Here is a 20,936-nt window from a genome sequence, read left to right on the forward strand (position 1 = left end):
GGGGCGTGCTCAGCCGGCGAGCTGGCCGAGCATGCCCATCACCGAGTTGACCGCGCTGTGCAGCGAGGGGGCCGCCGCGGTGTCGGCGAAGTAGAAGCCGAAGCCGGCGCAGGTCAGCGCGTGGGACAGCTTGGTGCCGCCCTTGCGCCAGAGGAAGAACGAAGCCGCGGCGAGCGCGAGCATCAGAGGAAAGTGCACGGAGGGCAAGGTCCTCACCTCGTGACCCCGAGAGTGTCGGATACCGTCCGGCCGCCCGGGGGCGGCGTTCCGGTGGAAACCACCTCCGCCACGGTACGACTCCCGCTCACCCCACGCCACACGAGCATCACAGGGTGTTATTACCACAGGTGAGCGGGGCAGGGGTTCAGCGGGCGGTCGCGACCACCAGGCGGCAGCGGGGGCTCCCGTCCGGGCGCCGCCCCAGCTCGTCCAGCGCGTAGAGGTCCACATGGAAGCCGGCCCCGGCGAGTTCCGCGCGGAGGTCGGCGAGCCGGAAGTCCCGGTAGTACATGACGAACGGGGGCCGCCACAGCGCGTTGCGCAGCCGCATCGCCCCGTCGAAGCCGAGCAGGGCCCAGTACCCCGCGGTGCCGGGGCGGGCGGGGGCCGCGACCGGGAACGCGAACCGGCCGCCGGGCGCGAGCACCGAGCGGACCTGGGCGAAGAGGCCGGGCCGCTCGGCGGGCAGGAAGTGCCCGAACGCCCCGAAGCTCACCACCAGGTCGAAGGCGTCCCGGAACGGCAGGGCGCGGGCGTCGGCCCGGATCCAGTCGGCGTCCCCGGCGCCGCGCGCCCGGCCCACCGCGAGCATCCCGGCGCTGAAGTCGACCCCGGCGACCCGCTCCCGGCACACCGCGCGCAGCACGTCCAGTCCCGCGCCGGTGCCGCAGCACAGGTCGAGGCCGCGGCCGAAGGGACCGAGGGCGGTGAGGACGCCTGCGACGGCGTGGAGGACCGCATCCGGAGTGCGGTACGGCGTGAGGTCGAACTTCGGGGCGAGCAGGTCGTAGCCGCGCTCGACCGACGACAGCGCCTGGGCGGCCAGTTCACGGACGGTGGGGCCCTGGGGAGCGAACATCGCCCTCAGCATAGGGGCACACGCGCCGGCCGACGGTCCGTCGACCGCCAACTGCCAAGTGCCGACTTGCCGACTTGCCGACTTGCCGACTTGCCGACTAGTCGACCTTCAGCTCGCCCATGGCGCTCCAGCCCGTCGCGCCCTCGATCGTCGTGCTGACGATCTCGGGAGTGCGGCGCAGGAGCGGGCGCATCGTCTCCATGGCGGCCCGGAAGTGGTCGGAGTCGACGTGCGCCCCGCCCGCGCCGTCCTCGAAGGCCTCGACCAGCACATAGGTGTTCGGGTCCTCCAGGTCGCGGGACCACTCGAACCAGAGGTTGCCCGGCTCGGCCCGGGTGGCGCCGGTGAAGTCCGCGACGTGCTGGGGCCACTCCTCGGCGTACTCGGGCTTCACGGGGAACTTGACGACAATGAAGATCATTCGGTCATTCTATGCACGGTATGCGTGGATACGTCACGTCGGCCCCGCGAGAAATCCGGGGCAGCCCGCGACACGCCCGGGATAGGGTGACCGCGCCCCGCAGGCCTCCCGGCCCGGACCGGTTCCGGCCCAGACCCCCCAGGTGAGACCCATTACCGTGCTGTCCCGCTCCACCGTCGTGACCCGGCTCCGCGCCGCCGGCTGTGTCTTCGCCGAGGACGAGGCGGAGTTGCTGCTCTCCACCGCCCGCACCCCCGCCGAGCTCGGCGCCATGGTGGCGCGGCGCGCCGAGGGCCTCCCCCTCGAACACGTCCTGGGCTGGGCGGAGTTCGCCGGGGTACGGGTCGCGGTGGACCCGGGCGTCTTCGTACCGCGGCGCCGTACGGAGTTCCTGGTGGAGCGGGCCGCGGCGCTCGCGCCGGCGGGCGCGGTCGTGGTGGACCTGTGCTGCGGCTCGGGGGCGTTGGGCGTGGCGCTCGTCGCGGGGCTCACCGGTGCCGAGCTGCACGCCGCCGACATCGACCCGGCGGCCGTGGAGTGCGCCCGGCGCAATGTCACCGCCGCCGGGGGCCGGGTGCACCAGGGCGATCTGTTCGCCGCGCTCCCGGCCGGGCTGCGCGGCCGGGTGGACGTCCTGCTCGCCAATGTGCCGTACGTACCGAGCGAGGAGATCGAGCTGCTCCCCTCGGAGGCGCGCGTCCATGAGGCGCGGGTGGCGCTCGACGGCGGCGCCGACGGCCTGGACGTGCTGCGTCGGGTGACGTCCGAGGCGGCACTGTGGCTGGCCCCCGGCGGGCGGCTGCTCTTCGAGACCAGTGAGCGCCAGGTCCCGGCGGCGCTCGCGGCGGTCACCGGGGCCGGTCTCGTGCCGGAGGTGGCGACCTGCGAGGAGCGGTACGCCACCGTCGTCGTCGCCACCCGGCCGGTACCGCCGCCCGCGCCCTGGCGCTCGGGCCGTCCGGCTCAGGCCATCCAGAAGAAGACGGCCGTCATCCGGCTGTCCTCCAGGGTGCTGCCCCAGTAGCCGGTGGCCGTGTGGATCATGTTGGCGTTGTAGAGGAGCAGCCGGTTGTAGCGGTGGGCGACGCGGACGTCCTCGGTGAAGGAGCCGGGCGGCACGAACCGGGTGCCGAGCGCCTCGACGAGGTTGGTGTGCGGGGCCGCGACCAGATTGCCGCCGAGGACACCGCCGGGCAGGCTCTGGCGGTAGAAGCTGGTGCCGCAGTCCTCGGGCACGCCCGGGTTGAGGTAGAGCACGGCCGCGTACCGGCACAGCGCGCGCGAGTCGGTGTGCGGGCGCGGCTCGCCCTCGTCCCTGCCGACGACCTGGACGCAGTTGTGGTTGAGCGTGGCGCCGCCGGGGGCCTTCCCCAGCCACAGCTCGCGGGCCCCGGTCGCCTTCCTGACCAGCCGCTCCACCCGGGCGAGTTCGGCGGGCTCCAGGCCCGGCATGGTGCGCAGCCCCGGCCAGGTCTCGGGCTTGCGGGGGTGTCCCTCGACCCAGTCGTCCGTGGCGAGGCAGCGCGCGCGGACCTCGTCGGCGTTGGGCAGGACGTCGTCGAGGACCCAGTAGTCCCGGCCGGGCGTGGGTGTGCGGTAGGGCAGGACCGGGAGGGCGGAAGGGGTGGGGGCCATGCGGCCGAACCTACGTCCGCAACCTTCCGCATCCGCCGTTGCGTTGGTCAACCTTGCCTCAAGGTGCGGTGAAGCCGCCCCGGTGACGAAGGGCGCATTGCGGGGACATCCCGGCGGGAGGTCCCCGCAATGGCAAAGGCGGAGCCATGGTCGTCCCAGGAGACGGCTCCGGGGCGGGTCAGGCCTTGCGGCCCACGCCGCCGAACATGGCCACCTCGGCCGGCTCCCCGTCCCCGGCGTGCTCGGGCCGCCAGCGCGAGCACGAGACCACACCGGGCTCCAGGAGCTCCAGGCCGTCGAAGAAGCGGGCGGTCTGCTCGGGGGTGCGCTGGGTGAGCTTGGGGGTGCCGTGCTCGTTCCAGAACGCCACCGCCTGGTCGACGTCCGGCATCTCGGGGTGGGTCACCGTGTGCGACAGGACGAGGAAGCTGCCGGGGGCCAGCCGGTCCATGAGGTCGCGCACCAGGCCGTACGCCTGGTCGTCGTCCCCGATGAAGATGACCACGCCCAGCAGCATCAGCGCGATGGGCCGGCTCAAGTCCAGCGTCTTCGAGGCGTGTTCCAGGATGCTGTCCACATCGCGCAGATCCGCGTCGAGGTAGTCGGTCCGGCCCTCGGGCGTGCTGGTCAGCAGGGCCCGGGCGTGGGCGAGCACCAGCGGGTCGTTGTCGACGTAGACGATCCGGGACTCGGGGGCGATGCTCTGCGCCACCTCGTGGGTGTTGTCGGCGGTGGGCAGGCCGGTGCCGATGTCGAGGAACTGCCGGATGCCCCGGTCGGCCACCAGGTGGCGCACGGCGCGGCCGAGGAAGAGCCGGTCGGCGCGGGCGTAGTCGCCGATGCCGGGGTGGAGCTCGCGGATCTGGTCGCCGACCGCGCGGTCGACCTCGTAGTTGTCCTTGCCGCCGAGCCAGTAGTTCCAGATCCGCGCCGTGTGCGGCTGGGAGGTGTTGATTCTGCTCCGAACGTGCTCGGGAGCGTCGAGGGGGGCGGGGTTCTCGGTCACGGGCGTCGTCTCCTGGGGCCTGGTGGAACAGTCAATGATCAGCCTAGATGGCCAAGTTGACCCGCGTCCCGGAACCCCGTCGGCCGGTGCCCCGGCAGGCGGGTGTCCCCGGACGACGTCATCGGCGCGCCTGCCGCGTTCGGGGGCGAAGTCACCCCCAGTCTCATACGATCATGGCTGAACGGTTCCGCTCCTCAGCCACCCCCGTACCGATGGAGGTCAACCGTGACCAGGACGGCTCACCGTATCCGCAATCTGTCCACCGCCGCAGCCACCGCGGCAGGACTGCTGCTCGCCGCCACCGGCTGCTCCTCGGGCGGGGACGGCGCCGGGGAGGCCGCCGGCGGGGTGCCGGTGGTCAACAAGGGCAAGCTGACCACCTGCACCCATCTGCCCTATCCGCCGTTCCAGTCGGAGCGGAACGGCAAGGTCGTGGGCTTCGACGTGTCCCTGATCGACCTCGTCGCCAAGAACCTCAAGGTCGAACAGAAGATCCTCGACACTCCGTTCGAGAACTTCAAGACCGGTGCCTTCCTCAACTCCGGCGAGTGCGACCTCGCCGCCGCCGGTATGACGATCACCGACGAGCGCAAGAAGAACGTGGACTTCTCCGTCCCCTACTTCGACGCCACCCAGGCGCTCCTCGCCACCAAGAAGAGCGGGATCACCTCGCTCGCCGACCTCAAGGCCAAGGGCAGGAAGCTCGGCGCGCAGGCGGAGACCACCGGCGAGAGCTACGCCACGGGCAAGGGCTTCAACCCGGTCGCCTTCGAGAGCTCCGACGCGGTGCTCAACGGTCTGCGCACCGGCCAGGTCGACGCCGTGGTGATCGACTACCCGGTGGTCCAGGGCTGGCTCAAGGACAAGGCCAACGCCGACCGCTTCGCCCTGGTGGAGAACATCGCGACCGGCGAGCGGTACGGTTTCTCGGTCAAGAAGGGCAACGGCAAGCTGCTCGCCGCCATCGACAAGGCGATCACGGACGCCAAGGCGAACGGCACGTACAAGAAGATCTACGAGGAGTGGATCGGCCCGCTGCCCAAGGTCCAGCCGTGACCTCCCGCCTGACGAGGCGTCAACGAAGGCGCGTCTCGCAGGGCATCCAGTACGCGGTCTTCGTGGCGGTGCTGGTCACCATCGGCGTCCTGGCCGACTGGGACCGCCTGCAGAACCAGTTCGCTCAGAAGGACCTCGTCAGCAAGCTCTTCCCGGAGATCATCACCATCGCCCTGCGCAACACGGTGGTGTACACGCTCTCCGGCTTCGCCTTCGGCCTGGTGCTCGGTCTGGTCGTGGCGCTGATGCGGCTCTCGTCGGTGGCGCCCTACCGCTGGGTGGCGGGCATCTACATCGAACTGTTCCGCGGGCTGCCCGCCCTGCTGATCTTCATCTTCGTGGGTGTGGCGGTCCCGCTGGCCTTCCCCGGTACGGAGATCCCCGGCGGTACGTACGGCAAGGTCGCCCTCGGGCTCGGCCTGGTCGCCGCGGCCTACATGGCCGAGACGATCAGGGCGGGCATCCAGGCGGTGCCCAAGGGTCAGATGGAGGCGGCCCGGTCGCTGGGGTTCTCGCACGCCCGGGCCATGGTGTCGGTGATCATCCCGCAGGCGTTCCGGATCGTCATTCCGCCGCTGACCAACGAACTGGTGCTGCTCTTCAAGGACTCCTCGCTCGTGCTCTTCCTCGGGGTGACCCTGGAGGAGCGGGAGCTGACCAAGTACGGCAGGGACCTGGCCAGCCAGAGCGCCAACTCCACCCCGATCCTGGTCGCCGGGCTCTGCTACCTGATGGTGACCGTGCCCCTGAGCTTCGTGGTGCGCCGCCTGGAGGCGCGTGCCGACCGGGCGAGGTGAGGAAGCGATGCCACGGAACGAGGTGTCAGGGAGCGAGATGTCACGGAACGAGATCGAGATCCGCGGGCTGCGGAAGTCGTTCGGGGACAACGAGGTGCTGCGCGGGATCGACCTGGAGGTCGCCCGCGGCGAGGTGGTGTGCGTCATCGGCCCCTCGGGGTCGGGCAAGTCCACCCTGCTGCGCTGTGTGAACCTGCTGGAGGAGCCGAGCGCGGGCCAGGTGTTCGTCGGCGGCACCGAGGTCACCGACCTGGACGTCGACATCGACGCGGTGCGCCGCCGCATCGGCATGGTCTTCCAGCAGTTCAACCTCTTCCCGCACATCACGGTGACGGAGAACCTGGTCCTGCCGCAGCGTCGGGTGCTGCGCCGGGACAGGGACAAGGCCGCCGCCGTGGCCCGCGCGAACCTGGAGCGGGTGGGGCTCGCCGAGAAGGCCGGTGCCTATCCGGCGCAGCTCTCCGGCGGCCAGCAGCAGCGCGTCGCGATCGCCCGGGCGCTGGCCATGGGCCCCGACGTGATGCTCTTCGACGAGCCGACCTCGGCGCTCGACCCGGAGCTGGTGGGGGACGTCCTGGCGGTGATGCGGATGCTCGCGGGCGAGGGCATGACGATGATGGTGGTCACCCACGAGATGAGCTTCGCCCGGGAGGTCGCGGACCGGGTGGTGTTCATGGACGACGGCGTCATCGTCGAACAGGGCCCGGCCGCGCAGGTCGTGGGCGCCCCGCGCGAGGAGCGGACCAGGAACTTCCTGAACCGCATCCTCGACCCGGCGGCCGAGGCTCCCCCGGGCTCGCACCCGCCGCCCGGGGACGGGCCCGGCTGAGGCGGTGGCCGCCCCCGGCGTCCCCGGGGGCGGCCATTCGCGTCCTCAGTGCGTCACGAGCCCGCCGCCTTCATCTTGTGGGTGAAGACCCAGGTGGCGATGGAGTCGCCGAGGGTGAGCCCGTCGCTCGCGTCCCACGGGTAGTGGACGCCCAGCCAGACCCTGCTGTCCGCGTCCTCGCGCGCGGCCTGGCTGAAGCTGGTGAACGTGCGGTTCTTCACCGGCGCCTTGGGGTCGTCGGTCGAGGCGGTGAAGGTGACGTCGTCGCTCTTGAAGTACTGCCGCATGATGCCCGCCCACGCCGCGGCGAACGCGGAGTGGCCGGAGGCCCACGCCGGGAAGCACGGGGTGTTCCCCGACAGCGGCTTCCAGGTGCTGTCCTTGAGCCCCTCGCGGATCGCGGAGACGGGCCGCCAGAGGTCGATCGGCGTCTGGTACTTCACGTCCCACTCGGCGATGGCGGCGTCCGCCATCGCCACCGAGACCAGCGCGAAGAGCCGGGCGTTCTGATACGGCGTCAGTCCGCGGTCCCGCGCCACCCGCGCGGTGATGTCGAGCAGCTGCCCGGGCGGCTTGTAGGTGCCGTTGGCGTCGTTGGCCCAGAACCAGGCCGCCGCGGTCTGGTCGGTCGTGCGGGCGGTGGAGTTCGCGGCCCCCAGCGTGCGCACCTTCTGGACCTGCGCGGCGTAGTCGGGACTGGCGAGCAGGCTCTCGTAGGAGGCGTAGCGGCCCGGTGTCGAGGGCCGGAACTGGGAGCCGGAGGTCAGCGCCCACGGCTTGACCTTCCCCCACTCGGGGTTGGCCGCCTGGCCGCCCTGCGCGCAGCTCGGGTCGGGCAGGTCCGGGTAGCTGGTGGGCCGCCAGGCGCCGGGCCTGCCGTCCGGGGTGTAGACGCTCTGGTCGGCGGAGCCGTCCGCGGTGCGGAAGTTCACCATGTTGGTGACCATCGTGTTGACGACGGTCACGTCGAGGAGGTCGAAGTCGGTGGGCTTGGTGCCGAACCGCTCGGTGAACTTGTTGTCGAGGTACGTGGTCTGCTCGGGGAAGAGCTTGAGCAGGATGTTGTAGGCGGTGCGCCCGATCACCCGCTCCTCCTCGCCCGGACCCTCCGACCAGCCGGCGTAGTTGACCGCCTGGAGGTACGGGTCGGAGGTCATGGTGTGCCAGCGGAGCTGGTAGGAGCTCTCGGCGTCGTAGATCGCCGCGTTCATCTCGGCGGCGGCCCGCGAGAGCGGCCCGGGCGGGCCCCCGGCCGTTCTGATCGCGCCGAGCAGCACGGTGTTCCAGTACTGCACGGGGTCGCCGGAGTAGTTGGGCGCGGCGGAGGCCGTCTGGGGGCTGAGCGCGAGGGCGCCGGCGGCCGTGGCGAGCACGGCCGCGAGGGACACGGCCTTGGCGCGTATGCCGCCGCGTCTCCCCCGTTTGCTGTGGAACATAGCGGTACAGGTCCTCTCTGCCGGTCCGTCGTGCGATGGGTCGAGCCGGGCGGCTCGCCGGTGCGGTGGTGCGGCGGTGCGGAGGTGCAGAGGTGCGGAAGCGCTTCTTCGGATGGAGGTGCTGGGCGTTCCGCGCCGGAATTTAGGGGCCGGACGCCCGGATCCGCGTCCCGCAGGCGTATGACGGGGGCCGTCATCCCTGGGGCGTAGATCGAGCCGACGGTAAACCCTGGCGGTATACCGCCGGTAAGCCGTCACCCATCACCAGGCACACCAACGGACCAATAGGTAGAATTCCACCCATGGGAGAGCGGTCTGCCGCGCCGACAGCGCCCGAACTCGTCCTGGAGACCGACACCGGCTCCACGGTGATGAGTCCGAGCCGGGACTACCACGTCGGGCGCGACCCCCTCAGCGAGATCGTCATCGACGACGCCCGCGTCTCCTGGCACCACGCGGTGCTGCGGGCGGCGGGCGACCACTGGACGGTCGAGGACGAGGGCAGCACCAACGGAACGTACGCCGACGGACGGCGCGTGCACGAGTGGGGTGTGGGCCCCGGCAGCGTCATCCGCTTCGGCAGCCCCGCCGACGGCCCCCGCGCCGTGCTGGTGGGGCGCGCCCCGCCGCCGGTGCGCGCGCCCGAGCGGCTGTCCGCCGTGTCCATGCCCTCGGCGACCGGCTCGTTCCGGCAGCCCACCTCGGTACGGCCGCTGCCCGCCAGGACGGTACGGATCGGCCGCGCCCCCGACAACGACCTGGTCGTCGACGATCTGGTGGTCTCGCGCCGGCACGCCGAACTGCGGACCCGCCCCGACGGCGGCTACGAGATCGTCGACCTCGGCAGCCACAACGGCACCTTCCTCAACGGCCAGCCCGTCACCCGCGCCCCGGTCTCCACCGGGGACATCGTCGGCGTCGGCCACTCGGCGTTCTGCCTGGTCGGGGACGAACTCCAGGAGTTCGTCGACACCGGCGAGGTCTCGCTCGACGTCCAGGACCTGACGGTCGCCGTCGACCGGGGCCGCAAGACCCTCCTCGACCAGGTCTCCTTCCCAGTGGGTGAGAAGTGCCTGCTCGCCGTGGTCGGGCCGAGCGGCGCCGGAAAGTCCACCCTGCTCAACGCCCTGACCGGGCTGCGCCCCGCCGACCGGGGCACGGTCCTCTACGACGGCCGCGACCTCTACCGCGACTACGCCGAGCTGCGCCAGCGCATCGGACTCGTCCCCCAGGACGACATCCTGCACGCCCAGCTCACCGTGCGCCGGGCCCTCGGCTACGCCGCCGAGCTGCGCTTCCCGCAGGACACCGCCAAGTCCGAGCGCCGCGCCCGGGTCGACGAGGTGATCGGCGAACTCGGCCTCGAACAGCGCGCCGACCAGCCCATCCACAGCCTCTCCGGCGGCCAGCGCAAGCGGGTGAGCGTCGCCCTCGAGCTGCTCACCAAGCCGTCGCTGCTCTTCCTCGACGAGCCCACCTCCGGCCTGGACCCGGGCATGGACCGCTCGGTGATGCACATGCTGCGCGGCCTCGCGGACGACGGCCGCACCGTCATCGTGGTCACCCACAGCGTCCTCAGCCTCGACGTCTGCGACCGCGTCCTCGTCCTGGCCCCCGGCGGGCACATCGCGTACTACGGGCCGCCCCGCGAGACCCTGGACTTCTTCGGCTTCGAGGAGTGGCCGGAGGCGTTCGAGGCGTTCGAGCGGGACCGTGAACGGGACTGGGCGGGCGACTACGCCCGCTCGCGCTTCCACCAGCGGTACGTGGTCGCCTCCAGCGCCCAGCCGCACCTCGGCCAAGCCGCCGCCGCCCGGGTGGTGGGCAAGCCGCCCAAGGCGCAGAGCTGGGGCGCCCAGCTGAGCACCCTGGTGCGCCGGTACGCGGCCGCGCTCGGCGCCGACCGGACCTTCCTGGCCATCATGATCGCGCTGCCCTTCGTCATGGGCGCCATGGCGCGGGCCCTCGCGGGCAGCAGGCTGACCCAGGAGACGGCGATGAACGCGCTGCTCATCCTGTGTGTCGGCGGTGTGCTCACGGGCGCGGCCAACGCCGTACGGGAGCTGGTCAAGGAGCGCGTGATCTACCAGCGCGAACGGGCCGTGGGGCTCTCCAGATCCGCGTATCTGATGTCCAAGGTGGTGGTCCTGGGGACCCTCACGGTCCTCCAGGCCGTCGTCCTCACCCTGGTGGCGCTCTTCGGCGTCGAGCTGAACGCCCCGGGCGGCAAGGGCGTCATCCTGCCGCCCCTGGTGGAGATCACGGTGGCGGTGGCCCTGCTCGCCTTCACCGCGATGATGCTCGGCCTGCTCGTCTCGGCGCTGGTGCGCAAGGAGGAGGTGACGATGCCGCTGCTGGTGCTGCTCGCCATCGTCCAAGTGGTCTTCTGCGGAGCCCTGCTGAAGCTGCACGGCGTCCCGGGCATCGAGCAGCTGGCCTGGCTGGTGCCCTCCCGGTGGGCGCTCGGCGGGATGGCGGGCACGATCGGGCTGTCCAGGATCGTGCCCGGCGAACTGACCGGCGATCCGCTCTTCAAGCACGACACCGCCGTGTGGCTGCTCGACATGGGCATGCTGGTGGCCCTGTCGGTGCTCTTCGGCTTCGCGGTCGCCCGGCTGCTGCGGCGGCACGAGCCCGCCGTGATGCGGAAGTAGGCGGCCGCGATGAGCACACCCGTGGACTTCCGTCCCACCCATGTCGTGCCTCCCGGTGGACTCGCCGCCTGGGAGAGCCCGGACACCGCGCGCCCCACGGTGCCGCTGGACGCGCTGCTGCCGGTCCAGCTCATCGACCGGCGGGGTGACTGGGCCCGCATCCTGTGCGCCAACTCCTGGTCGGCCTGGGTCGACGGCCGCCTCCTCGTCACCGTCCCGCAGGGGCCGCCGGTGGCGGGCGCGCCCCTGGCCCGTACGGCCGACCCGCGCCCCCTGCTCGCCCGCGTCCAGGACATGCTGAACCGCTACCGGGGCGCGGCGGAGGACCTGGCCGCCGGGCGCCTGGACGGCGAGACGTTCCGCCGGCGCACCCACGGGCTGCGGGCCGGGATCGTCGTCGACGGCGAGGCGGTGTGGCTGTACGACGCGGAGCACGAGAGGTGGGTGTACTGCGACGGGACGCGGCTGAGCACCTTCGCGGCGTCCGCGCCGCCGTCCGGTGCGCGCCCGAGCGCCGACTCCCCCGCCGCCGCACCGGGACCCGCCGACGCGACCCGGGTGGTCGGCCCGAACGGCGACGGGCCGTACCCCGGCGGCGGGTACCCCGACGCCGTGGACGGCGCCCGCGCCCGGCCCGGTGACACCTGATGGCACCCGAGCGGGAGCTCGACGCCGGGCGCCCCTCCGACCTCGTCGGACGGCAGATCGCCGGGTACCGCATCGAGCGGGAGGTCGGGCGCGGCGGCATGGCGGTGGTGTACCGGGCCCGCGACCTGCGCCTGGAGCGGACGGTCGCCCTGAAGCTGCTCGCCCCCGAACTCGCCCGCAACGACACGTTCCGCCGGCGCTTCACCCATGAGTCGCGGGTGGCCGCCGCGATCGACCACCCGCACATCGTGCCCGTCTTCGAGGCCGGCGAGACCGACGGCGTCCTGTACATCGCGATGCGGTACGTCGCCGGGCGCGATCTGCGGGCGCTGCTCGACCAGGAGGGCCCGCTGCCGGTCGCGACGGCGGCCAGGATCGCCGCCCAGGTGGCGTCCGCGCTGGACGCCGCCCATGAGCACGACCTCGTCCACCGCGATGTGAAGCCGGGCAACATCCTGGTGGCGCCCGGCACCGACAGCGACCATCCCGAGCACGTCTACCTCACCGACTTCGGCCTGACGAAGAAGTCCCTGTCGCTGACCGGGTTCACCACGGTCGGCCAGTTCGTCGGCACCCTGGACTACGTGGCGCCCGAGCAGATCTCCGGCCGCCCGGTGGACGGCCGCTGCGACGTCTACAGCCTCGCGTGCGTGGTCTACGAGACGATGGCGGGCACCCCGCCGTTCCAGCGCGACGACGACATGGCGCTGCTGTGGGCGCACCAGTACGACCAGCCGCCCGCGCTGACCGAGCGGCGCCCCGACATCGCCGCCGGGGTCGACGGCGTGATGGCGAAGGCCCTCGCGAAGATCCCGGAAGACCGGTACGACTCGTGCCTGGCGTTCGTGGCGGCGCTGCGCGCGGCGGCCAGGGGCGTGGGGCCCGGAGGGCATCCGCCGACCCGGGTGGATCTGCGGGTGGTCGGCGCGCCGGACGCGCCGGGGCCCCCGCCCCGGCCGCCCGAGTGGGCTCGGCCGGTGTTCCCCGGAGCGGGGTAGGCGTCAGCCGGAGGGCTCCTGGGGACGGCCGGCCGGGGGCCGCCCCTGCGGCTCCACCTCCCCGCGCCGCCGGACCCGCCGGGCGAGCAGACTGCCCAGGAAGCCCGCGAGCAGCCCCCACAGCACGGCGAAGCCCAGCCCCGTCCACAGCCGGGGCTTCAGCGACACCTGGCCCGACAGACCGCCGCCGAGGTCGCCGATGCCGAGCAGCGACAGACCGTAGCGCGCGGAGATCCGGGAGAGCAGGCAGACGGCGAGCACGGTGAGGGCGAGCGCCAGGGCCATGTGCAGCGCGTGCCGCCACGCCCGGATCCGGGCGGGCGAACGCGCCGCCATCAGGAACCCGGCGGCCAGGACCAGTACGGCGGCGACGACGAGCAGCCACCAGGCCCGCCCGTCGTAGCCCGCGAGGGTGCGCAGGTTCAGGGTGGACAGGTCGGGCGTACGCAGCACCTGGTCCAGTACGTGCGGCACGGGCAGCCCGAACGGCCCGTCCACCCGGCCCTCCCAGGAGGTGCCGAGCCCGAGGGTGAAGGCGAGCCAGACGAGGTTGGGCAGGCCCAGCAGGATGACCGCGAAGGTCGCGGCCGTATGCCCGCGCACCACCGCGATCACCAGGCCCGCCACGATGCCCAGCGCCACGTACGCGAGCAGCAGCGCGACCATCGCGAACGCGGCCGGGCGCACCGACTCCTGGAAACGCAGCAGCCGGGCGGGCAGCGGGGCCCTGCGGGAGACCACCAGGGCGAGGAAGAGCAGCCCGGCGAGCCAGAGCAGCCCGAAGAGCAGGGTCAGCGGCACATCGGTCGTGAAACCGACCCTGGGCGTGGCGCCCAGCAGGTCCCCGATCTCGCCGAGGTCACCGTTCCCCAGACCGATGGTGAACCGCTTGCGGGCGAGGAGGGAGAGGCCGAGGAGCGCCAGGAGCCACAGCACGGCCACCCGGGCGGCCCACAGGGCCAGTTCGCGGGTGCTCGCCACGGCCCGGTGCCGCAGGGGGCGCAGGAATCCGGCGGCGACGAGCAGCGCGCCGACGAGCGTGACGGAGAGCGGCAGCACGGTCAGCGCGGCGTCGGTGTCGCCGATCACTCCCGCGTCGCCCTCGATGCCGACGGAGCCGCCGACCGCCAGGACGACCACGGCGGCGACGACCTGCGGGAAGGCGTGGTCGGGCAGGTCCGAGGCCCCGGCCGCGAGCAGCCCGAGGGCGGCTACGGCGGCCATGGCGACCAGACCGGTCAGCACCGCCACGAGGGCCTCGGCCCAGCCGTGGCGCGCACGCCTCTTCCCCGATGACACATCGGGCGGTTTGTCCTGACTCACGCCTGTCACGCTAAGCAGCGCCGGGGCGGTCCGCCCGTCGTGGGGGGCCGACCGCGTCAGCTTGCGGGTCCGCCGGGACCCGGGCACACAATGGGCGGGTCGGGACATACCGGACTCGCCGCGCGGACAGCGCGGGGCCGAGCCGGACCGCTCGGCCGGGTGCCGCCGCCCCCTTGCGTGGAGCGACGGCAGCCGGTCCCGCGGAGGGTGGCCCGGCCGAAGCCCCGCACCGAACGTCCCGCACCCGCGCGGGACCCCAACGCCGGGAAGAAGAGCTCGTGAGCGTCGAACCTCCCCCGTCCGGCCGCCCCACCGGCCCCCCGTCCGGCCCCCTTTCGGGCCCCTCCCGCCCCGGCCCGCCGACGGGCCCGCCGAGCGGCGGCGACCGGGAGGGTACGGGCGGCGGCAGCGAGGGCGGCGGCCGGAGCGGCGGCCACGACGAGACGATCGCGGTCGGCACGGGCGCGGGCGGTGGACCGTCGGGCCCCGGGCGACCCGGCGGCGGAGGCGGCCCGGGTGGAGGCGACGGCCCGGCCGATGGAGGCGGCCCCTCCGGACCGGGCGGCCCCGGCGACGGTCCCGGCGACGGCGCCACCCCCGCCGGCAAGGGCGGTCCAGGCCGCCCCTGGTGGCGCTCGGCCCCCCGGGTCGCGCTCACGACCGGCGCGATCGTGGCCGCCGTGGCGCTGATCCTCGTCCTCACCCGCCCCGACGGCTCGTCCGGCAAGAAGGACGCCGGCGGTGAGGTGTTCCTCCAGGCGGCGGGCAAGGACGGCCCGCGCCCCTTCACCCCGTCGAGCGCGCGCGACAGCTCCCCTCCCCCGTCCCCGCCGTCCCTGCCCAGCGCGTCGGCGCCGGCGTCCGCCAACGTGACGCGGGGCGTGGACGGTTCGGCCCCCGGCCTCTACGGCGGCACACGGAACAGGGCGAGCTGCGACGTGGAGAAGCAGATCGGCGCGCTGGCCGCGGAACCGGCGAAGAACAAGGCGTTCGCGTCCGTCCTGGGGATCGCGCCCGACGCCGTGCCCTCGTATCTGCGCGCCCTCACCCCCGTACAGCTCCGTGTCGACACCCGGGTGACCAACCACGGCTACGAGAACGGCGCCGCCACCGCCTACCAGGCCGTCCTCCAGGCCGGTACGGCCGTGCTGGTGGACGACCGCGGCGTGCCGAGGGTGCGCTGCGCCTGCGGGAACCCGCTGATGCCGCCGGTCGCCCAGCGCGGCACGCCCAAGCCGACGGGCGACGCCTGGCCCGCCTACCGGCCGTCGAACGTGGCCGTCGTCGCCCCCGCCACCCACCCGGTCCACACGTTCGTCATGTACGACCCCGATCACGGCGAGTGGTTCTCGCGCCCCCAGGGCGACACCGGCGAGGGCGACAGGAAGACCGCGCCGCCCACCACCTCGACGCCGTACGGCTCCGCGCCCCCGAACTGCCCCTCCCCGTACGCCGGTGCACCCACTCCGGCGTCCTGCGCCCCCGCGGCCTCCAGTGCGTCCGAGTCCGCGCGGCAGCAGGCCCCGGCCTCGCGCCTCCCGACGACCTCGGCACCCGCGCCGGGCAGCTCGACCCCGTACGCCCCGGTGACGAGCACCGCGCCCTCGGCGCCGGGCGGTTACTGAGCACGGATTCGAACGACGGCGCACGGGCGGCGCGCGACGGCGCCCAAACGTTCCTTCTCGACAGTCGAACGATTTCTCGACGACTCGGCCGTTACGCCGCGCTGATCAGCGGCGTTGTGCTTACGTCAGGTCCGTAGGCACCGTCCGAGGAGTCGCCGTGGATGCCCGTGGTCATGCCGTAGACGTTCATCCGGTGTTCGATCAGACGCGGACGGGGAGGCGGGCATGAGCGGCGACGCCGCGCCCTCGGCGCCCCCGGTCCCGCCGCCCCCGCCGGCCGAGATCACCTTCGCGGGGCCCTACGGGAAGAACCCGCTGGGCGGGGCCTCGTTCCGGCGGATGTGCGGGCGGCTGCCGTCCGTGCTGGGGCAGACCTGCCGGATGGCGTGGCGGATCGACCGCACCTCCGTCCTGCTGCTGCTCGGCTGCCAGTTGGTGACCGGGGTCGCGGCGGCGGTGCTGCTGGGCGCCACGGCCCGCGCCATGGCGCCGATCCTGGGCGAGGGCCGGGCGGCCGACCGGATCGACGCGGCGTTGCCGGCGCTGGTGGTGATCGCCGTCGCGGCCTGCGTCGCGCGCGTGACGGCCGCGCTCGCGTCGTACGCGGAGGGCAGGATCACCCCGCCGCTGACGACGGCGGCCGACGCCGACCTGGTCGAGGCGGTGTGCCGGGTGGAGGCCGCCGCGTACGGCGAGGAGGGGTTCGCGGACCGCCAGGAGGCCGCCGAAATGGGCGTGATGCGCACGCACTTGATGGTGCGCGACGCCGAGCAGTTCATGGCGGCGGTGATCCGTATGGTCGCGGCCGCGGGCGTCCTCGCGGTGCTGCACCCGCTGATGCTCGCCCTGCTCGTGCTCGCGGTGCTGCCCGCCGGGACGGGCGCCGTGATGGCGGCGCGCGTCGACTACGAGACGCACTACGCCAATGTGGGCGACCGCAATGTGCGCGGGATGATGCGCTGGTGGGTGACCACGCCGAAGCTCGCGGACGAGGTGCGGGCCAACGGCATGACCGCGTACCTGATGTTCTGGTACCGCTCCCTGTCCGAGCGCATCGACCGGCGCACACTGGCGACGGCGCCCCGGCTGCTGCGGATCGCCCTGGTCACCTCGGCGCTCGGGGGCGTCTTCCTCCTCGCCACCTGGGCCGCCCTTGCGTGGCTCGCCGTCACCGGCCGGGTCGAGCTGGGCGTGGCGGCGACGGCGGTGGTCGCGGTGCGCAGCTCGCTGGGCGCCCTGTCGCAGGTCGTCGCCAACGGGGCGGCGATGTTCCACACCAGTCTGTACCTGGCCGACATGCGCGCGTTCCTCGACTTCGCCGCCGAACGCGCCCCGAAGCGGGGCGCGTTGACCGCCCCGGAGCGGCCGGAGGAGATCCGCCTCGACGAGGTCGTCTACCAGTACCCCAACAAGGAGGCCCCGGCCGTGGACCGGGTCTCGCTCACCCTGCGCCGGGGCGAGGTCGTCGCGGTGGTCGGCGAGAACGGCTCGGGAAAGTCCACCCTCACCCGGCTGCTCACCGGCCTCTACCTGCCCGACAAGGGCCGGGTGCGGTGGGACGGCGTCGACGTGGCGGCGGCCGACCCGGAGACGGTGTGGCGGCGTACCGGCCTGGTCCCGCAGTTCTTCGGCCAGTGGCCGCTTGCCGTACGGGAGAACGTCACCCTGGGCCAGCCGCGCACGCACCACGACGCCCCGGTGTGGGACGCGGTGGACGCGGTGGGGATGCGCACGGCGGTGGAGGAGCTGCCGCACGGCCTGGACACGTTGCTGGCCCGGGAGCTGTGGGGCGGCAGCGAGCTCTCCGGCGGGCAGTGGCAGCGCCTGGCCTGCTCCCGCGCCCTCTACCGCCGGCCGCCGGTGCTGATCCTGGACGAGCCGACGTCCGAGATGGACGCGCGCGGCGAGCACCGGATGTTCACCGCCCTCAAGGGCATGGCCCGCGACCGCATCACGATCGTCGTCACGCACCGCATCGAGAACACCCGCATGGCGGACCGGATCGTGGTGATGGAACGGGGCCGCATCACCGAACAGGGCACGTACGAGGACCTCCTGCACGCGGGCGGCCTGTTCAGCGAGCTGCACGCGCTGTCGCAGGACCGCTAGGAAACCGGGCGGGGCCCGCCCCGCAGGACCGGCGGGCCCTGCGGGAGGTGTGGCCCTGCGGGAGGTGTGGCCCTGCGGGGGGTGTGGCGTCGCGGGGGGGGGTGGTGGCCCTGCGGGGGGTGCGGCGTCGCGGGGGGTGTGGCGTCGCGGGGGGGGTGTGGCGTCGCGGCCCTCACCCGGCTCCGCATGACCGTACGCCCCAGCGGGGCCCGGGCCGACTCGCGGGCCCCGGCCGACTCGCGGGCGCGGGCGCGACCGGTGGGCCGCCGGTCCGGCCGACTGGTGGGCGCGACCGGCGGGCCCCGCCGGGCAGCGGGCAGCCGGGCGCCGGGCCGCCGGGCCGCCGGGCCGCCGGGCCGCTGGGCCGCTGGGCCGCTGGGCGCCGGCTTCCCTCCCTCATCCGCTCACGGACACCGCGGCGGCAGCCAGAACGACCGCACCGCGCGGACCGCCGCGAGCCGGTCGCGCGCCATGCTGATCGCGGCGCCCGCCGTGCTGATGTTCAGGTTCTTCGCCCGGGTGAAGATCTCGACGAGCCGTTCCGGGATCAGCTCCGCGCGCGTCCTGACCCGGTCCATGTCATGCCCCGAGGGGTGCAGTTCGTCGACGACCTGGATCAGTCCGAGCGCGTTGATCACGAAGTCCGGCGCGTAGAGGATGCCGCGCGCCGCGAGCCGGTCGGCGACCGCCGGTGCGGCGAGCTGGTTGTTGGCCCCGCCCGCCACGATCCGGCAGCGGAGGTGGTCCACCAGGGCGGCGTCGATGACGTTGCCGACCGCGTTCGGGCTGAGGACGTCCGCCGGGAGGAGGTAGAGCTTCTCCCGGCTCACCACCTCGGCCCCGCACTCCTGGGCCACCCTCTCGGCCTTCGCCTGGTCGATGTCGGCCACCGTGAGCCGGGCCCCGCCCTCCGCCAGATGCGCCGCGAGGCGCGAGCCCACCTTGCCGACCCCGTCGATAGCGATGTGACGGCCCGCGAGCGTGTCGTCGCCGTCGAGGTACCGCAGACAGGCCCGGATGCCGAGGCTCACCCCGTACGCGGTCATGGCGCCGGAGTCGCCGGAGCCGCCCTCCTCGGCGTCCAGTCCGCGGATCCACCGGGACTCCTTGCGCATGATCCGGAGATCGGCCGTACCGATGCCCATGTCGCAGGCGGCGATGAACCGCCCGGAGAGGCTCTCCACCACCTGCCCGAACGCGCGCAGCAGCGCCTCCGTCTTCTCGACCCCCGGTCCGCCGAGGATGACCGCCTTCCCGCCCCCGATGTCCAGCCCCGCGCAGGCGGCCTTGTACGTCATGGCGCGGGAGAGGCGCAGCGCGTCGCCGACGGCCTGGTCGTCGTCGCGGTAGGGAAGAAAGCGGACACCGCCGAGCGCGGGGCCCAGCAGCGTCGAGTGGAGCGCGATGACACAGCGCAGCCCGTCCGGGCCGGAGCTGAACAGAACCTGCTCGTGACCGTCCATTTCCTTGAACACACTCATGACCCACCCCTCCGTCGCGTCCAGTGGCAGCCGGACCGGCGGCCCCGCCTCCCGGCGTGGACCGCCGGCCCGTCCGACGGATGACTACGCGGTCGGCCGCAGCCCGGACGTCAGCAGCGCCGCGTCCAGGACGTCCCACAGCGCGCACAGCGACGTGAGGAAGTCGTCCACCCCCTGGGCGATCCGCTCGCCGTTCGTCTCGTCCATGACGGACGAGACGGCCCTGATCACGTTCGCCTCGTGCTGCTGCTCGGCACCGGTCTCGCCCCAGTGCTCCGCCATGTAGTGCATCTCCGGCTCGTCGAGGTCGGTCTTGTAGTGCCCGGCGTCGACGAGGGCGCGCTTCTCGCCCGGGATCAGCGACTGGTTGGAGATGATCTCCAGCGCCAGGGCGGTGCCGAGGTTGCGTACGGTGGTCTCCGCGTCGGAGGAGAACCGGCGCCGGAAGACCTCGATGGCCGCCGCCGCCTGCCGTGTCAGACCGGTCTCGCGGTCGTATCCGGGCAGGCCGGACAGCAGCCGGTCCGACTGGCTCTTGAGCCATGCCTCGACCGCCGCGGTGTCGTACACGTCCTCGAAGACCTGGGCGCCGCTGCGGTTGACGATGTGGCCCGCCATGGTGGCCAGTTCGGGCCCGTGCCCGGCCTCGCTGTCGACGATCTCCTCGATGAGCATCGCCTGCTCGTCCCAGCCGAGGCCGCGCAGGGCGGCGGGGAACTCACCGGCCGGGCGGGTCGAGGCGCAGAAGGACTGCACCTGGTGGAAGAGCGCGCCGGAGACCTCGGGGGACGGGGGTGCCGCGGCCCAGTGGGCGTACAGCGGGTGGTCGTACACGCGGTGCGTTTTGATCCGGTCGATCAGCATGTCGGTCGTCGTCACGTCGGTCGTCGTCATCGATTCCTACTCCGGTGAGGTGGGTGGGGCCGGGGAGGCGGATCGTCGCGGGTGGGGCGGGGGCGGGTGGGGCGGGGGTGCCTGTCCCGCTCAGGCGAACTGGAGCTGGGAGTCAGGCGAACTGGAGCTGGGAGGGGTCGATCTTGGGGACGGTGAAGCCGATCTTCTCGATGTGCTCGGCGATCGCGGTCCTGTAGAGCGCGCGCAGCTCGCCGTTGTCGTTCTTGCGCAGGCCCCACCGGACGGCGAGGCGGCCGCGGCGGGAGTCGGGCCGCCCGAACATGTCGAGCGCCATCGGGTAGAACCTGTCCAGTGCCTTCTGCGCCCGGTCCCGGGACTTGCCGCCCGCGTCGTAGGACTGCTGCATCAGCCGCTTGCCGTAGCCGAAGTGCCGGGCCTCCTCCTTGAGGATCGCGTCGGCCTCGACGCGCAGCGGCGCGTAGGTGCTGGTGGTCATCTCCTTGATCTGGAAATGCCCTTCGAGCTCGCAGAGGAAGCTGAAGGCGGCACGCTCCTCCCAGGCGGTGAATTGCGTGGTCATGCTCTCCGCGGGGAAGTAACGCCGTTCCGCCACGGCCTGGTTCACCATGTGCGAGGTGTCGATGCCGAGCGGGGTGAGCAGTTTGGCGAAACGCCGGAAGTGGTCCACCTCTTCCATGCCGAATTTGAGGCACATATAGCGCTCGTCGGCATTGGGCGCCAGCGGATAGAAGGCGTTCACGTACGTGTCGCCCGCGCTGAGTTCGCCTTCTCCGTTCGCAAGCATCTGATGGGTCAGTACCTCCCGGTATTCCTCCGGGAGGTCACCGACGCTCTCCAGGTCCACAGTCTCCGAAAAGACGGTCGCCATGCGCGTTCTCCTCCGAGTAGCCGATGAATCGAAGCCTAGACAGAGGGTTCACGGCGCCGGTATCCCACGTTGGTGCCGTGCAGACCGGAACGATGG

General features: G+C 72.8%; 19 protein-coding genes. 9 read left to right on the top strand and 10 right to left on the bottom strand.

Going from position 1 to position 20,936, the window contains the following annotated elements:
• Nucleotides 1-9 precede the first annotated feature (9 nt).
• The 3 genes from AC069K_RS06710 to AC069K_RS06720 all read right to left on the bottom strand — a co-directional run bounded on the left by AC069K_RS06710 (nt 10) and on the right by AC069K_RS06720 (nt 1,499).
• Complete coding sequence (locus AC069K_RS06710) at nt 10-198, bottom strand: hypothetical protein (RefSeq protein WP_358836732.1); 189 nt, start codon at nt 196-198, stop codon at nt 10-12.
• 166 nt (nt 199-364) lie between these two features.
• Nucleotides 365-1,078: a class I SAM-dependent methyltransferase gene (locus AC069K_RS06715; RefSeq protein WP_478612767.1), complete on the bottom strand. Its 714-nt coding sequence runs from the start codon at nt 1,076-1,078 to the stop codon at nt 365-367.
• Nucleotides 1,079-1,175: 97 nt separating this feature from the next.
• On the bottom strand, nt 1,176-1,499 hold the full coding sequence (locus AC069K_RS06720; protein ID WP_365101391.1) for a putative quinol monooxygenase: 324 nt from the start codon (nt 1,497-1,499) through the stop codon (nt 1,176-1,178).
• 142 nt (nt 1,500-1,641) lie between these two features.
• On the opposite strand from AC069K_RS06720, the gene AC069K_RS06725 reads away from it, so the two are divergent.
• On the top strand, nt 1,642-2,523 hold the full coding sequence (locus AC069K_RS06725) for a putative protein N(5)-glutamine methyltransferase (RefSeq protein ID WP_478612770.1): 882 nt from the start codon (nt 1,642-1,644) through the stop codon (nt 2,521-2,523).
• On the opposite strand, the gene AC069K_RS06730 is transcribed toward AC069K_RS06725, so the two are convergent.
• Together AC069K_RS06730 and AC069K_RS06735 are read right to left on the bottom strand one after the other, a co-directional pair.
• A complete protein-coding gene (locus AC069K_RS06730; RefSeq protein WP_478612773.1) occupies nt 2,463-3,134 on the bottom strand; it encodes a DUF6445 family protein in 672 nt (223 codons plus the stop codon). The genes AC069K_RS06725 and AC069K_RS06730 overlap by 61 nt on opposite strands.
• Before the next feature lie 178 nt (nt 3,135-3,312).
• Nucleotides 3,313-4,140, bottom strand: a complete 828-nt coding sequence (locus AC069K_RS06735) for an SAM-dependent methyltransferase (RefSeq protein ID WP_478612776.1) — start codon at nt 4,138-4,140, stop codon at nt 3,313-3,315.
• A 225-nt stretch (nt 4,141-4,365) separates the two neighbouring features.
• On the opposite strand from AC069K_RS06735, the gene AC069K_RS06740 reads away from it, so the two are divergent.
• Genes AC069K_RS06740 through AC069K_RS06750 form a run of 3 tightly spaced genes read left to right on the top strand, consistent with a single transcriptional unit; the run spans nt 4,366 to nt 6,822 of the window.
• Nucleotides 4,366-5,196, top strand: coding sequence for a transporter substrate-binding domain-containing protein (locus AC069K_RS06740; RefSeq protein WP_365101399.1), 831 nt, complete (start codon nt 4,366-4,368; stop codon nt 5,194-5,196).
• The gene (locus AC069K_RS06745) at nt 5,193-5,993 is read left to right on the top strand and encodes an amino acid ABC transporter permease (protein WP_358836738.1); all 801 of its coding nucleotides are present in this window, start codon (nt 5,193-5,195) and stop codon (nt 5,991-5,993) included. Before AC069K_RS06740 ends, AC069K_RS06745 begins: the two co-directional genes overlap by 4 nt.
• A gap of 37 nt (nt 5,994-6,030) precedes the next feature.
• The gene (locus AC069K_RS06750) at nt 6,031-6,822 is read left to right on the top strand and encodes an amino acid ABC transporter ATP-binding protein (protein ID WP_478612781.1); all 792 of its coding nucleotides are present in this window, start codon (nt 6,031-6,033) and stop codon (nt 6,820-6,822) included.
• A gap of 53 nt (nt 6,823-6,875) precedes the next feature.
• Here AC069K_RS06750 and AC069K_RS06755 read toward each other — a convergent pair whose 3' ends face one another.
• Nucleotides 6,876-8,258: a vanadium-dependent haloperoxidase gene (locus tag AC069K_RS06755; RefSeq protein WP_478612784.1), complete on the bottom strand. Its 1,383-nt coding sequence runs from the start codon at nt 8,256-8,258 to the stop codon at nt 6,876-6,878.
• A 302-nt stretch (nt 8,259-8,560) separates the two neighbouring features.
• Here AC069K_RS06755 and AC069K_RS06760 point away from each other — a divergent pair, with 302 nt between their 5' ends.
• From AC069K_RS06760 to AC069K_RS06770, 3 genes are read left to right on the top strand one after another with little or no spacing between them, the layout of a single operon-like run.
• Nucleotides 8,561-10,912, top strand: coding sequence for an ABC transporter ATP-binding protein/permease (locus AC069K_RS06760; protein ID WP_478612787.1), 2,352 nt, complete (start codon nt 8,561-8,563; stop codon nt 10,910-10,912).
• Between the two features lie 9 nt (nt 10,913-10,921).
• Nucleotides 10,922-11,560 (top strand): hypothetical protein, encoded by a 639-nt coding sequence (locus AC069K_RS06765; protein WP_478612790.1) that lies wholly within the window; start codon nt 10,922-10,924, stop codon nt 11,558-11,560.
• Nucleotides 11,560-12,558: a serine/threonine-protein kinase gene (locus AC069K_RS06770; RefSeq protein ID WP_365101409.1), complete on the top strand. Its 999-nt coding sequence runs from the start codon at nt 11,560-11,562 to the stop codon at nt 12,556-12,558. The genes AC069K_RS06765 and AC069K_RS06770 overlap by 1 nt, the downstream gene beginning before the upstream one ends.
• 3 nt (nt 12,559-12,561) lie before the next feature.
• Here AC069K_RS06770 and AC069K_RS06775 read toward each other — a convergent pair whose 3' ends face one another.
• The gene (locus AC069K_RS06775; protein WP_478613318.1) at nt 12,562-13,782 is read right to left on the bottom strand and encodes a streptophobe family protein; all 1,221 of its coding nucleotides are present in this window, start codon (nt 13,780-13,782) and stop codon (nt 12,562-12,564) included.
• A gap of 377 nt (nt 13,783-14,159) precedes the next feature.
• On the opposite strand from AC069K_RS06775, the gene AC069K_RS06780 reads away from it, so the two are divergent.
• Together AC069K_RS06780 and AC069K_RS06785 are read left to right on the top strand one after the other, a co-directional pair.
• Nucleotides 14,160-15,506, top strand: a complete 1,347-nt coding sequence (locus tag AC069K_RS06780; protein ID WP_478612794.1) for a DUF6777 domain-containing protein — start codon at nt 14,160-14,162, stop codon at nt 15,504-15,506.
• 225 nt (nt 15,507-15,731) lie between these two features.
• Nucleotides 15,732-17,615 carry an ATP-binding cassette domain-containing protein gene (locus AC069K_RS06785; protein WP_478612797.1) on the top strand — a complete coding sequence of 628 codons (1,884 nt, stop codon included), beginning with the start codon at nt 15,732-15,734 and terminating at the stop codon, nt 17,613-17,615.
• A gap of 404 nt (nt 17,616-18,019) precedes the next feature.
• On the opposite strand, the gene AC069K_RS06790 is transcribed toward AC069K_RS06785, so the two are convergent.
• The 3 genes from AC069K_RS06790 to AC069K_RS06800 form a co-directional block, all read right to left on the bottom strand.
• A complete protein-coding gene (locus AC069K_RS06790) occupies nt 18,020-19,096 on the bottom strand; it encodes a Leu/Phe/Val dehydrogenase (RefSeq protein WP_365101415.1) in 1,077 nt (358 codons plus the stop codon).
• An 84-nt stretch (nt 19,097-19,180) separates the two neighbouring features.
• Nucleotides 19,181-19,990 carry a hypothetical protein gene (locus AC069K_RS06795; protein WP_365101416.1) on the bottom strand — a complete coding sequence of 270 codons (810 nt, stop codon included), beginning with the start codon at nt 19,988-19,990 and terminating at the stop codon, nt 19,181-19,183.
• A gap of 112 nt (nt 19,991-20,102) precedes the next feature.
• Nucleotides 20,103-20,840, bottom strand: a complete 738-nt coding sequence (locus tag AC069K_RS06800) for a Phenylacetic acid catabolic protein (protein ID WP_478612802.1) — start codon at nt 20,838-20,840, stop codon at nt 20,103-20,105.
• Between the last annotated feature and the right edge of the window lie 96 nt (nt 20,841-20,936).

It is taken from the genome of Streptomyces sp. NPDC043908, from assembly GCF_056435525.1.